Genomic DNA, 12,149 nt, shown 5'->3' with positions numbered 1-12,149 from the left:
CCCCTAAGATTAGTGAAACGAGGTGTATGAACGTGAAGAAGAATCTTATCGCCTTGCTCGGTTTGGCCGGATTTATCGTTATGGCAGATAATTGGGTCGTTTCTCCCTTATTACCCGCAATTTCTCAAAATTTGAACATTGATATAGCAAAGGCCGGCTTATTAATCAGTGCTTACATGATTCCTTTTGGTATTTTTCAGGTTATCTTTGGACCGCTTGCCGATCGCTATGGCAAAAAACAAGTGATTACATTTTCCATGATTGCTTTTACTATTGCGACAGGTCTCTGTGCTTTCGGTAGCAGCTTGACGAGTCTAGCCCTTTTCAGGGCTTTGACAGGATTGTTTGCTGCTTCAGTAATGCCAATTTCCTTGGCCTTAATTGGCGATGTCTTTCCTCTTCAAGAGCGACAAGGTGCAATTGGCAGTTTTATGGGCATCTCTTTTCTCGGCCAAGGCTTGAGTATGGCCATTGGCGGAACCATTGCCTTTTTTCTGAACTGGCGAGGGGTTTTTGCGGCCTATTCTGTTTTTTCTCTAATCCCAACAATTTTACTTCTTAAAAACTACAAAAGTCTGCCCTCTGATAAAAATCCTAACAGTAAACTACTAGCACCCTACAAAAGACTTTTGGCGACTTCCGAAAGTCTCCTCACGTATTTTATAGTCGTGCTCGAAGGGATTTTTATCGTTGGCAGTTTTTCCTACATTGGCTCCTATATAGCACAAACTTATCACTTTAATTTCTTTTATATCGGTCTCATCATGACAGGTTTTGGAATTATGTCGGTTATAGGAGGACGTTTAAGTGGTAAGCTCTCACAAAAAGTTGGGGCCAGAACGGTATTAACTTTTGGATTGCTATTTGCTGCCCTGGCTGACTTTATTCTCTATTCTTTGGGTACAAATCTAATCCTGCTTATTTTAGGAGTCGCTCTGTTAGGACTTGGCTTTATCTTTACGCACTCGACATTATTGACCAGGGCCACAGAATTTGCCCAAAAAGCACGAGGAGCGGCCATGTCACTCGTTGCCTTCTGCTTTATGGGAGGCGGTGGTGTTGGCACGGCCATTGGAAGCAGACTCATAGCAACTTTTGGACTATTGCAGCTATTCATTATCTATGGAGTTGCCTTAGTTATTACTCTTTGCTTAAGTTTTGTTTTCATTCGTGGACATGTCGTTGGAATCACTGGGAATCAAGCTAAGGTATGAACTGTCATTATTAAAAGCCTCCCTATAACAATTATGACCTTGCTTAAGGTGTAAATTTCCTCGACAGCAAGGTCATTTTTTCGTAATAAATTAGTTCGTTCATTAATCACATTACCCCACTTAGACACAATTACCACAAATAATAAAGTAACGCCAAATGTATTTCATCTACAGTAGCAAATTACCAGCGATTTAGCTTTTGTAGGATTCCAACCGATATTAATTGAAGTATTCTCTTAGTATGTATTATATCTACACTATTTACTTATTTTAACTATTCCGAGGATACGTCTCCCCTTACCCCAAAATTACACTTCATTTCTAATTGCCTAATCTTTATGAGCTGCTAAAAACCAGTTCATCTTTATACTTCATTAGATATAGGCCTTTCAATAAAAGCCTTACCATTTCTCGTTGAGTTGTAAAATGATCTCTCAGCCGCCTTACTAAGAACAGCTGCGTAATATTCGATGAAATAAAGATCAAATTGAGCACTGCTTCTACGGCATTCCCACCGTGCACAAAACAATGCTCTAAGCCACATTCACTTTTCAGGTTGTTAAAGATTGAGTTCTCTATATCCCAACGTGCTCTAATTATTTTGAACAAGGTCTTAAGCGCCATATCATTACATGTCGTTACGATCATAATCTGTGTGCGCTTCTTGTCCTTATGTTTCATTGCAAATTTTACAAAGCGCAAGGGTTGCTCAACATTGTCCATCGTAAATATTGACTCATAAACTTCAACTTTCTCAAATCCTCTTTCATCTTCCCATACATCAACTGTCTTGGACTTATTTGTCTTCTTTCTTGCTGACCGCAAACTCTTATTATTATTGTTTTTTGCTCGGACAATTGTACCGATGCCGAGATTTTTGCAGTGGTTAATCCAAACTGAATTACAGGCAAGGGCATCATAAACGACAACATCCATTAATCTTTTTTGTCTCTTCATGATGCTTGAAAGCAGCCTTTTCGCAACGTTCAGCTCACCCTCATCCTTTGAAGCAGAATCTTCTCCGGGCTTGTACATTTCAAAGCCAATCACCAGTTTGGGGCCTTTACCTACTGTTGATATGACAGCGCCACTATGGAAACTATGGATCTTATTGCCTTTGGTATTTTTCAAGCATTCTGGACAGCTTTTCTTATTACTACCGAAGAATTTTGTGCCATCGATGGCAACCACAGTATATCCATCAATCGTTCCATTATCGAAAACTTTATTCTCAACGGCTGTTTTTACGATATTCTGATTGACTTGTTTTAGTCCATCTATATCCATTACTTTAAGTGTATCTCTAATAGCATCAATCTTTGGCAATTTTGTCCCCCGGGGAAACAGTTTGCTGAACTCATTATTCTTTATCATGAAATTCAGTTCATTAAAGCTTTTTATCCTGAGTAAGAAGCCTAAAAGCACCGGCAGAATAACTTGACCCGTGCAATAAGTAGGGTTAACTCTTCCGTCAGATAATTGATTCAAACCATGATCAATCTGATAAACATTTTTCATGTATTTTACCAATTTTACAAAGTAGTTCTTTCGCATTTCATCCTCTCTTCCAATCTGATTTTAGCAGGAAGCAAGAGAGAGAAAAAAGTCCGAATTTGATACACTTCTGAAATCTGTAATATTACCAGTGAGATCAATGATTTAATTGTGGTAGAGGCTAAACTGCTGTCCCCATACCGCACGATTTTTTTCTTCCCATTATATATGTGCTACAAATCCAACAAATAGATTCGGCAACCGTACCGCAATTGTCTATATGCCTTTTAAATGTTTTTCCACAGTGGCCGCAAACAATGGTTCCAGTTATGGCATATCGATTTGTGTATTTCTCTCGATTACCCTCAACGTTTCCTCTTGACTTGGCTCTATCTGCCATTATATCTTGGACTTTCTCAAAATCCTCTCGGCTAATAATAGCTGGGTGGCTATCCTTCACATAGTACATTGGGGCTTCGCCAGAATTTTTCTTCCTATTATATAGGGCCGTTGTAATGGTCTTTTGAAGTCGTGCGTCTCCGGCATACTTCTCATTTTTCAAAATATCGCGGATGCTTGATTCGGCCCATTTAACCCGCCCGGAGATATTATTAATTTCATCAGCTTCAAGTCCTTTAGCTATTCGGGAAGCACCCAGATCGGAAAGATAATTTTTAAAGATTCTCCTGACAATGGCGGCTTGATCCTCGTTTATTATTAGATCTCCCTCTCGGTCTTTATCATAGCCAAGGAAGCGTTTTGTGTTAACTGAGAACTTACCTTTCTTAAACCGGCGTTGGTTACTCCAATGCATGTTTTGAGAAATTGAGGCCAATTCCTCCTCGGCTACTGAGCTCAAAATGCTAAGCATAAGTTCGCTTTCAGCGGTTAGAGTATTTATCGCCTCTTTTTCGAACTGGACAGCAATCCCTAGAAGCTTAAGTTTACGGACAGTTTCCAAACAATCGGCTGTATTCCTAGCTAAGCGGCTAATGGACTTCGTTATAATAAGATCGAACTTCTTATTCTCGGCATCCTGAACCATCCTCATAAACTCTGGTCGTTTTGCTGCGTTCTTGCTGGATATACCCTGGTCGCTATAAATGCCTGAAAAGGTCCATTCTGGATCTTATTTATATAGGAAGTGTAATGTTGGACTTGGGCTGAAAAACTTTCTTGCTGTTCAGCTTGGTTTGTCGAAACACGCACGTAGGCGCAAACTCTAAGCTTTTTGAAAGGCTCATTGAAGACTGGCGTTTTCTCGATGGTGCGTATTTTTTTCATGTGGCTCATCTCCTTCCGTGAGAGGCTTGTGGGAACATATTGGTAGTATGAAAATATCCTACGCCCTGTTTTGTTCGGGTGTAGGACATGATAGCTCTTGTATGGGTGGATAGCAAGTATTAGTTAAGGACTTAAATAAATAAGTCTTTAACGAAAGCCAGTCGTTTGAGTCCAATATAAATAGTTTTCTTAGCACAGTGTAAGCCTCCTATCCTTAGTTAGAAAGGAGCCTCTATTTCCTTGATCCATTCATATTCCACAAGGCATCTAGATATTTCTATTGTATAGCATTTAACTGACTAGCTGGCAGCGAAGCGTGAAGATTACCTTGATTATCTAAATAAAAACTCTTTCCGTTAAAAGAGAATGATTTTGATACATCAATACCAAGTGAAGTCAACAATTCTGACGTTGACATGGTGTTCTGTCCAAAATCTGTTGAATTGTATTGATTAACTGACATAGTCCCATTGGCTACCGAATTTAAAAGTTGAAACCTACTAACAATTGAGTTTGCCTTATTAATTTGTGCTGGCGTATAACTCGAAGCAACATTTGCCGCAAACATATCTTCAGGCGTAACTGCACCTACACTTGAATGAATAGGTATCGAAAAACTAGTTGACATCATACCGTTAGCATCAAAACTAATGTTTAATGGATAGCCCTCAATATTCCCAATATTCTTTATCTCACCCGGTTTAATATTTATGCTATTTGTTTGAGAGTTAGCTGCCTTTGGAGCATCACTATAAACAAGCTGTTTCATTTTTAATAATTCAGATGAATCCTGTGATTCAACTTCAAAATTATTGTCTAAATTTGATTTATTAATCATGTTTGGAACTAATGATTGCCGAGAAGAAAGAGAATTGATTTTCAACAAAAACACCTTCCTTACCATATGAACATAAATGAACTTCCTATTTTTATATCGGAATCTTATATAAATATCATTAGGTAGATTTATTAAATATTTCCTTATCTTATAATTTTTTCTCAATTATTAAGGATACATACCCCGACGACACAAGCCGCCGGGGTTTTTAATCTGTCTATCCTACTCGCACTTTATTGGACACTTTTTATTCTCGTCTAGCCATTCTTGGCAAGGATACATACAATAGGAGCGTCTATCACATTCAGCACATACATCTTTCATATTATTGTTTTACCTCCGCAGCGGGTTCTACGGGAACGGATTACGGCTGTCCAACTGTGATCGGACTCTGAATCTGAAGCCCATTAAATAATTGCCCTGCTTTGGTTACAATATCAGCCAAGAATTTTGCAGTAATTGTGGCGGCAAGAGTAAAAAATAGCGCCCCAAGTTCAGCGTTCACATTGAAAAGACAGCTAGCACCAAAAGGCCACCAATATAAGGAACCAAGCTCGTTTCAACAAATTGGGGCAGTTTACTGAAACTAAAATTACTGTTTCTAAGCGAAAGCAACACTCCAAAAATGAAATCAGCTAATATTAAGCCGAGAACTGGGGAGTATAAGAAATTTTGTGTAATTGGTTTCTTACTTTAAAATTATTGATTGTAACTTCAGGGCTTATTTTTCCAAGAGTTCTGACAGTAAAATTGGGCCTTAGCCACATGGTAGTCAACATCGCCACGATATGGACTACAGATATACACATACTTCATATAATTCCTCCACTATAGTTTTGCGATTTAATCAACGAGTCATAGTGTTTAAAGATAACCACCTACTTTCATAAATTGTTTTGAGATAAACAGCTAACAATGATGTATAATACTAATTGAGACATGTTTCAACGGTTCAACTAATAAATGATTCAACCGTTTGGTTTAATAAAATTCAACAGGATTTATTTGTGTTTTCTACAGGAAATTATTACAAATTGACTGGAGAGGGATATAAAATGTCAGAATTAGGGAAACTTACAGAGGATGAATTAAATAGATTAAAACAAATTCGAGCCGGTGAATGCCTTGCCTCTCTTAGAACTGAGAGAAACTTAACTCAAAAAACCGTTGCCTCCAAACTTGGAGTATCGTTCCAGTATTTGTCTGAAATCGAAAAGGGAAATAAATCACCAAGTGACCAGTTACTTTATAATCTCGTTGAAATCTATGACCTTGGTCTCGAAGGTGAAGTTGATTTATTTAATCGTTATAGTCGAGTCCCAATTTTTACTGCGGAAGAATTGAAGGATCAAGAGTCTACCCAATTGGCCTTAGCTGAATTGCGACGCTTAGTGAAAACTGGTAAGATTACTGACGAACAGCGACAAGAACTTTATGATGAGTTTTCTAAGGTATATAGGGATTTTATGGCTCGAGTATTACCTCAAAATGGGGATGGTGAAAAATGATCGAACCTCAAGGATTTGAATGGATAATTGTCCGATTCTGGGATCTTTTTGAGGATAAACTAGGCTATGGTACTACTGTTCGAATCAAAGATTTGAGTCTTACGGGTCTTACATTTCTGTCAGGAGCCATTATAGGTGCCTTTCTGATCATGAGATTTCAAGACAATCTAATGAAAATCCCTTCGATTGAGAATCTGGGCACTGTAAAAATACGAGATAGTATTATACGTAATCTAAAAAGTGCTTTGGAAACTATAGATACTATAAACGCGATTATTGCTATTAAACTTTTTCCTGAGAGAGCAAAGATTGTTGGCCGTGCTCTTTGGATTATCGCAATTTTTCTAATTATCTTAGCTTTGGTATCCAGCTTTGTAATTTTAGAGCCTTACAAAGATTATATGTTAACGCATTAACTTGTCTTTTAAGAAACGGTTTGTTCTATAATAACTGTGAACAAACTACTCCTTTTACGGGAGATGAATCCAATGCCTGGTAAATTAAAAATTGAAATTATCGAAAATGAAATCGTACTTGAGATTTATGAAACAGAACCGGGAAAACTTTCATTTGTTATGTATCCTGATGACCCTAAAAATGAGACTTATCTTGAACTCGTAACGGATACATCCGAGTTCTCAGCTCTACTCAAACGATTGCTTGAGTATGAAAGGCCAAAGGAAATTGATTCAGACTCAACTGAAAACCATAGTGTAATTGGTTCGTCCTAGTTCCATAATTCAGAATAAATTAACTAAATTGAGTAAACTAATCTTCCAAAGGAAGGAGTGAATTTTATGAAAGGTATTACCAAAATATTGCTTTTTATAGTTGCATTTTTACTTTTTATCGGGTTCATTTGGAGCCCTTTCGTGAGATCATTGGCATACGAACAGCTAATGACAGTAGTCATGGGGCTTACTGGTACATTGACGGCCTTTTTGATATTGTATAAGCCAAGTCTTAGATCTTCCTATATTCATGGGTATATACGCGGTCTAGAAAAAGGTCAGAAATAATAAGCCGCACATATATCCAACCTTCTTTTTTACTCTCATCAAAATTGTGGGAGTTATTTTTTGCATAAAAAAAAGCGACCTCAGCACTTTATAAGCTGAAGGTCGCTTTACTTTTTTATATTAATTCATCCAACCATTGAAAATACTCATTTTCTAACTGTCCTACGGTAAACTTATTTCTTGCATCCATTAATTCAGGGTTAATTTCGCATTTATCGGCATCACGAAGTAAGATTATTCGCTCAGGTGCGTCCATAAGTCTCCCCCCTAAAACATGATCATATTAAGTATGTATGATAACTTTTATAAAACTATTCTCAACTTAAGCAACATCTCTCCTGCTGTAAATATGCATTTAATAATAAATCGAGCCTCTGACTAAGTTGAATAACTTCAGGGTCGACGAGTGGTTTATTTGACCCCAAAGTATTTAATTTTCCTCGTAAAATCTCAATAGACTTCAGTATTTCTACAGCACTCATTCATCGTCTCACTCAAAATGGTAATTTTAGACATTATCTCAACACAATTGATATTATATTCCGGGTGTTGATTAGAATCAATATATCCGACAATATTTGTCATCCTATTATATTCATGAAACGATAATAAAATTTAATTGTTTTTGTACTGAATTTCATCCCTTGAATCCTTTGATGCGAAAGATCCCAGTAAAGCCCAAAACAGAATCTTTTCCTCTCTCAAGAGAAAGGATTTCAGAATTCTATGAAGAATATTCTTAATATTATGTAAAATATGCCACTTATTCCCTAAATCATAGTACCGATTAGAAAAGAAACAGCTCACCCAATAAGGACTATCTAAGAAATCTTTTGAAAGAGAGATGGATGCCTGTTGAAACAGAGTTCTTTACTAGTGGTTGATGACAATCCGGGAATTCGAATACTTTTAGAAGACCTCTTTTCCTCTAAAGGTTACAAAGTAGGCACAGCTGCTTCGGAAGAGATTACTTGGTTTCAATCCGAATATGAAAGTGATCTTGATGTCTGCATACGCTGACAAGCAAGAAATGGATGATTTAGCTCGTCATTACAAAATCGATTATATATTAGATAAACCATTTGATTTGGAACTTTTAAGTGTTGTTGTCGATGACCTGTTGAATGCGTCGAGTACCGTTAGTATTACGGCAAAATAAAACAATCAGTTTATCTTAAGGTATGATATCTATTAAGCCGCCCTTGATGTGGGGCGGTTTTTAACATGGTTGAATTAAAATTAAAGGTATTATCAGGATTTACAATTTTCTATCGAGATTCAACCACCCTTATACCTTGCTAGCAATTTATGACTATTAATTCACGGAGAATCAAAATAATTTATTGACTTTACCCTTAACTGGAAGGTTTATACTTATAGCGTCGACAGAAAGGAGAATGTTTGTGTACACAATAGGGCAGTTTTCTAAAATCGGAAAAGTTTCAACAAAGACACTTCGTTATTATGATGATATCGACCTGCTAAAGCCTATTCATGTAGACAGTGAGAATCAGTATCGGTATTACTCCGATGAACAGGTTTTAATAATCCTATTGATATCGGAACTTAAGGAATATGGCCTGAAGCTTGAGGAAATTAAAGTTGTATTAGACAGGCAGAATGCGGCTTTGTTGAAAGAATTTCTGATGAATAAAATCGCAGAAATCGACAATGAGATGCAAAGAAACCTAAAACTAAGAAATCTTATCCAATCGAAAATTATAAAAATTGAGTCGGGAGGTAATTTAATGGAAACTCAAGATTTAAAAGTTGAATTAAAAGAAAGAGAAACCTTAACTGTTGCCAGCAGAAGGGCAACAACCAGCATGGAAAATATCAGTAATGTTATCGGAAAGGTATTTGAGGATATCTACCATATGAACCTCCAACCGTCCGGACCGGTGATGACAGTTTACTACGATAAGGAATTCGACGTGGAAAACGCTGATATTGAAATTTGTATTCCAATCATCAAGAAAGTCAGTACTGAAAAAAGTGACAACCTCAAAGAATTCATGGGAGGTTTAACTGCTTGTACAACATTTATTGGGCCTTATTCAAAATTAGGCGCGGCATATGCAAAAGTCATGAAATGGATTGAAGAAAACGATTATAAGAATGCCGGAGCACCCTATGACATTTACCTGAATGGACCCCGAACAGTAAATAATCCAGACCAGTTTATAACCGAAGTATGTTTCCCGGTAATCAAATAAAATCTCCAATTACGGTTTCATAAACCATCCTTGAAATAGGATGGTTTTAATCTTAGATGGTATATACGAAAATTGACCCATAATCGAATAACCACTAATCCCGTAATTATATTCGTAGCCCAAAGAACCCTTATAACACTAGCCATATGTTTCCTAGCCAAATAGATCAATAGCAGGCAAAGTTCACAACTATTTGCGTCCTTATTCACTTTTTAAATATTTAGCTCCCATCATATGGATAAATCCTTTCAGTGCACTACCAAAAATTCTTTTAAAGGGATTGAGCTTTACATCATAGAAGTATTCCTTATCTAACCAGTTCTGTTGTTTCCAATAAGTATAATCAACTTTTGATGTATAAGTCTTGCTTCTGAGACAATTAAACATGAAAATATCGTAAAATGATGGCATTCTTCTCTCCGTCGCTTTCAAACGTTCTAGTAATTTCGCTGAAACTAATCTAATCTTTTTACTTTTCTTTTCAAAGTAATATTGGTCGTATACGAACGCTCCCTGTGGCTTGCGTTTAGCAAAATACATTGGGGAAGCAATTTGAAGATTACCAACAATATCAAGCCCCCAACCGGACATGACCATTTTAAGATATTTATAAACCTGCTTGCTTCCGCCTCCGTCGGTGGTTACGACAATTAAAGCCGGCTTACCCACCATTTCTTGCCGATGGAATAGGTAGGACATTCTATCAATAAACCTTTTGAGTTGTCCTGTAATCTGATAGGCGTATACTGGGCTTGCGACAATCAAAGCGTCAGCCGAAAAAAGCTGCTTTTTTATGCCGTTGAGGTCATCATCTCTGCAGGGACAATTATTTTCACTTTTTTGGAAACAAAGACAACACCCCCTACAATCCTTAATTTTGTAGTCTTTGAGGAATATGTAATCAAATTCCACTGTCTTACTATACAATTTGATTTGCTCCTCAATCTCCTTGCAAATGTTAAAGCTGTCTTTCTTTCTGGGACTTCCCATTAGAACCGAGATTCTCATTATTTTATCTCCCTTCATAATGTTATCCAACATTGGATATCGTTTGTATTTTTTATTCCATATCTTTTAACGATATGGAATAGCTTCTAAGCTTAGTTTTTGAAGTGCTTGGAACATTCATTGGAAACCGAAAAGTCCACCGTTTTTATAAGGCTTGAAATTTCTTTAGATACTAAAATCGTTTCATCGAGATTCTCTGCCAAAACTTTATGCCATTCAATTTGGTTTTCTACAGTATCCTTCATCAACTTCAGGGTAGCTATTTCTACCTTACTAGCATTTATTTGTTTTTCCTTGTGCCAATGACTTATCTCACAAAGCTCTTTTTCAAGGTTTTTGATATGCTCTTCAATTGCCGCGAGACTTTGCTCCCTTGTAAGATTTGCCACAATAGGATAGATCAAAAACTTCTCCGACGAGATACAACCTAATGGCTTTTTAAGCTCTTGTAAAGCCATTTGTGCTAACTTACTGCGCCCCTTTTCGGTTATCACATAAATCCTTTTCGATTTCTCATTGTCGCCCACTTTCTCTACAAGCTTAATTAACCCGCCTTTTTCAAGTTTACTCATGGCATAATAGATTGAACCAGATTGTATGTTATTCCACTCTTCCATGTGGTTAAGCTGTATAAATTTTTGAATTTCATAGCCATGCGTTGATTTGAGACTAAGATAATAAAGAATCAATAATTGAACCACACTTATTCCTCCTCTGCATCCAATATTGGATAACATAATTATATACCTATTGTAAGATATTGCAAAGGGCTTTCTATTCAAACAAAAACCCGCAGCATAACCTGTTAGGTTTTTATCCAGCCGTTCAAGATCTCCGCCCCGCAACACTCGCCCCATCTCGACTACCTGCTAGGCTTTATTACGGCGACTATTTCTTCTTGAGGTTAGCTGAGTCGGTGAGGTAGAGAGTGTGACTGGATGATACAGATTTTACTAATCAATTTTAATCTCATCCTTCTTTTTATATACAATACCATTAAATCTAGCAATAATTTCTCCATCTTCATCCAATATGTCAACATTATAATTTCCGATTTTCTTACTTGATGAAAGTTCTTTAGCTTCGGCAATAAGTATATTTCCTTTAGGAGGTCGAAAAAACGATATATTAGCATTTATCCCAAGTGATACTTGTCCATATGAATTAGATGCCGCAGCAAATGCAAAATCTGCCAAAGTAAATATCGCTCCTCCTTGGACAATATTAACAGCGTTTAAGTGATCATCCGTGATTTTCATGTTCGCTTTTGCATATCCGGGCTTTACTTCGACTAGTTTAATTCCTGCTAAAGCAGCAAACCTATCATTTTCTAGGTACTTCATAATATTTTTGCTCATATGTCCTCCTGTAAATATGTTACTTATTTCTAGGAGATATCTCATGCTAACTGAATCATCCCGCTAGCCCGATTACCATCTGGTTCCCCACACCTAACACTCCTTTATAACCCATCCCCTCACCTTTCCGGTTCGGTGAGCGCCTTTGGATAGGTGAGGACATCCCGTAGCATTGGGGGTTAGGGTAGCTGTTTAATACTCGAAAGGCTT

15 protein-coding genes and 1 pseudogene are annotated in these 12,149 nt (G+C 37.1%); 7 read left to right on the top strand and 9 right to left on the bottom strand.

What is annotated here, in order from left to right; translation table 11 throughout:
- The first annotated feature begins 26 nt into the window (after window positions 1-26).
- Window positions 27-1,214 carry an MFS transporter gene (locus tag B5771_RS08525; RefSeq protein WP_088187145.1) on the top strand — a complete coding sequence of 396 codons (1,188 nt, stop codon included), beginning with the start codon at window positions 27-29 and terminating at the stop codon, window positions 1,212-1,214.
- 336 nt (window positions 1,215-1,550) lie between these two features.
- Here the strand turns inward: B5771_RS08525 and B5771_RS08520 are convergent, their stop codons facing one another.
- The 4 genes from B5771_RS08520 to B5771_RS08505 form a co-directional block, all read right to left on the bottom strand.
- Window positions 1,551-2,768, bottom strand: coding sequence for a transposase (locus B5771_RS08520; protein ID WP_242966791.1), 1,218 nt, complete (start codon window positions 2,766-2,768; stop codon window positions 1,551-1,553).
- A 121-nt stretch (window positions 2,769-2,889) separates the two neighbouring features.
- Window positions 2,890-3,795 (bottom strand): recombinase family protein, encoded by a 906-nt coding sequence (locus B5771_RS08515; protein WP_242966802.1) that lies wholly within the window; start codon window positions 3,793-3,795, stop codon window positions 2,890-2,892.
- Window positions 3,756-3,992 carry a hypothetical protein gene (locus B5771_RS08510; RefSeq protein ID WP_088187143.1) on the bottom strand — a complete coding sequence of 79 codons (237 nt, stop codon included), beginning with the start codon at window positions 3,990-3,992 and terminating at the stop codon, window positions 3,756-3,758. The genes B5771_RS08515 and B5771_RS08510 overlap by 40 nt, the downstream gene beginning before the upstream one ends.
- A gap of 277 nt (window positions 3,993-4,269) precedes the next feature.
- Window positions 4,270-4,878 carry a hypothetical protein gene (locus B5771_RS08505; RefSeq protein WP_140417712.1) on the bottom strand — a complete coding sequence of 203 codons (609 nt, stop codon included), beginning with the start codon at window positions 4,876-4,878 and terminating at the stop codon, window positions 4,270-4,272.
- Window positions 4,879-5,885: 1,007 nt separating this feature from the next.
- On the opposite strand from B5771_RS08505, the gene B5771_RS08500 reads away from it, so the two are divergent.
- From B5771_RS08500 to B5771_RS08490, 3 genes are all read left to right on the top strand, one after another.
- Window positions 5,886-6,338, top strand: a complete 453-nt coding sequence (locus B5771_RS08500) for a helix-turn-helix transcriptional regulator (protein ID WP_088187141.1) — start codon at window positions 5,886-5,888, stop codon at window positions 6,336-6,338.
- On the top strand, window positions 6,335-6,754 hold the full coding sequence (locus B5771_RS08495; protein WP_088187140.1) for a hypothetical protein: 420 nt from the start codon (window positions 6,335-6,337) through the stop codon (window positions 6,752-6,754). Before B5771_RS08500 ends, B5771_RS08495 begins: the two co-directional genes overlap by 4 nt.
- 72 nt (window positions 6,755-6,826) lie before the next feature.
- A complete protein-coding gene (locus B5771_RS08490; RefSeq protein ID WP_088187139.1) occupies window positions 6,827-7,069 on the top strand; it encodes a hypothetical protein in 243 nt (80 codons plus the stop codon).
- Between the two features lie 403 nt (window positions 7,070-7,472).
- Here the strand turns inward: B5771_RS08490 and B5771_RS24255 are convergent, their stop codons facing one another.
- Window positions 7,473-7,613, bottom strand: coding sequence for a hypothetical protein (locus B5771_RS24255; protein WP_172408201.1), 141 nt, complete (start codon window positions 7,611-7,613; stop codon window positions 7,473-7,475).
- 66 nt (window positions 7,614-7,679) lie between these two features.
- Window positions 7,680-7,839: pseudogene (locus B5771_RS08480) on the bottom strand (aspartyl-phosphate phosphatase Spo0E family protein).
- A 373-nt stretch (window positions 7,840-8,212) separates the two neighbouring features.
- On the opposite strand from B5771_RS08480, the gene B5771_RS24780 reads away from it, so the two are divergent.
- The 3 genes from B5771_RS24780 (at window position 8,213) to B5771_RS08470 (ending at window position 9,573) form a co-directional block, all read left to right on the top strand.
- The gene (locus B5771_RS24780; protein WP_242966790.1) at window positions 8,213-8,377 is read left to right on the top strand and encodes a hypothetical protein; all 165 of its coding nucleotides are present in this window, start codon (window positions 8,213-8,215) and stop codon (window positions 8,375-8,377) included.
- The gene (locus B5771_RS24775) at window positions 8,361-8,516 is read left to right on the top strand and encodes a hypothetical protein (protein WP_242966789.1); all 156 of its coding nucleotides are present in this window, start codon (window positions 8,361-8,363) and stop codon (window positions 8,514-8,516) included. The genes B5771_RS24780 and B5771_RS24775 overlap by 17 nt, the downstream gene beginning before the upstream one ends.
- A 244-nt stretch (window positions 8,517-8,760) precedes the next feature.
- Entirely contained in the window at window positions 8,761-9,573 is an 813-nt protein-coding gene (locus B5771_RS08470; RefSeq protein WP_088187136.1) for a MerR family transcriptional regulator, read from the top strand.
- A gap of 201 nt (window positions 9,574-9,774) precedes the next feature.
- On the opposite strand, the gene B5771_RS08465 is transcribed toward B5771_RS08470, so the two are convergent.
- The 3 genes from B5771_RS08465 to B5771_RS08455 form a co-directional block, all read right to left on the bottom strand.
- Complete coding sequence (locus tag B5771_RS08465; protein ID WP_088187135.1) at window positions 9,775-10,581, bottom strand: NAD(P)H-dependent oxidoreductase; 807 nt, start codon at window positions 10,579-10,581, stop codon at window positions 9,775-9,777.
- Window positions 10,582-10,673: 92 nt separating this feature from the next.
- Window positions 10,674-11,282, bottom strand: a complete 609-nt coding sequence (locus B5771_RS08460; protein ID WP_172408199.1) for a PadR family transcriptional regulator — start codon at window positions 11,280-11,282, stop codon at window positions 10,674-10,676.
- A gap of 252 nt (window positions 11,283-11,534) precedes the next feature.
- Complete coding sequence (locus tag B5771_RS08455) at window positions 11,535-11,939, bottom strand: hotdog fold thioesterase (RefSeq protein WP_047810268.1); 405 nt, start codon at window positions 11,937-11,939, stop codon at window positions 11,535-11,537.
- Window positions 11,940-12,149: the final 210 nt, after the last annotated feature.

The sequence above is a fragment of the Desulfosporosinus sp. FKA genome (assembly GCF_002196785.1).
Lineage (GTDB): Bacteria > Bacillota > Desulfitobacteriia > Desulfitobacteriales > Desulfitobacteriaceae > Desulfosporosinus > Desulfosporosinus acididurans.
This window is presented reverse-complemented; position numbering and strand designations above follow the sequence as displayed.

Bases quoted from the DNA above. Each gene is read 5' to 3' on its own strand.
- B5771_RS08525 (WP_088187145.1), top strand. From the start codon at position 27: ATGAACGTGAAGAAGAATCTTATCGCCTTGCTCGGTTTGGCCGGATTT.
- B5771_RS08520 (WP_242966791.1), bottom strand. From the start codon at position 2,768: ATGCGAAAGAACTACTTTGTAAAATTGGTAAAATACATGAAAAATGTT.
- B5771_RS08510 (WP_088187143.1), bottom strand. From the start codon at position 3,992: ATGAAAAAAATACGCACCATCGAGAAAACGCCAGTCTTCAATGAGCCT.
- B5771_RS08500 (WP_088187141.1), top strand. From the start codon at position 5,886: ATGTCAGAATTAGGGAAACTTACAGAGGATGAATTAAATAGATTAAAA.
- B5771_RS08495 (WP_088187140.1), top strand. From the start codon at position 6,335: ATGATCGAACCTCAAGGATTTGAATGGATAATTGTCCGATTCTGGGAT.
- B5771_RS08490 (WP_088187139.1), top strand. From the start codon at position 6,827: ATGCCTGGTAAATTAAAAATTGAAATTATCGAAAATGAAATCGTACTT.
- B5771_RS24255 (WP_172408201.1), bottom strand. From the start codon at position 7,613: ATGGACGCACCTGAGCGAATAATCTTACTTCGTGATGCCGATAAATGC.
- B5771_RS24775 (WP_242966789.1), top strand. From the start codon at position 8,361: ATGTCTGCATACGCTGACAAGCAAGAAATGGATGATTTAGCTCGTCAT.
- B5771_RS08465 (WP_088187135.1), bottom strand. From the start codon at position 10,581: ATGAGAATCTCGGTTCTAATGGGAAGTCCCAGAAAGAAAGACAGCTTT.
- B5771_RS08455 (WP_047810268.1), bottom strand. From the start codon at position 11,939: ATGAGCAAAAATATTATGAAGTACCTAGAAAATGATAGGTTTGCTGCT.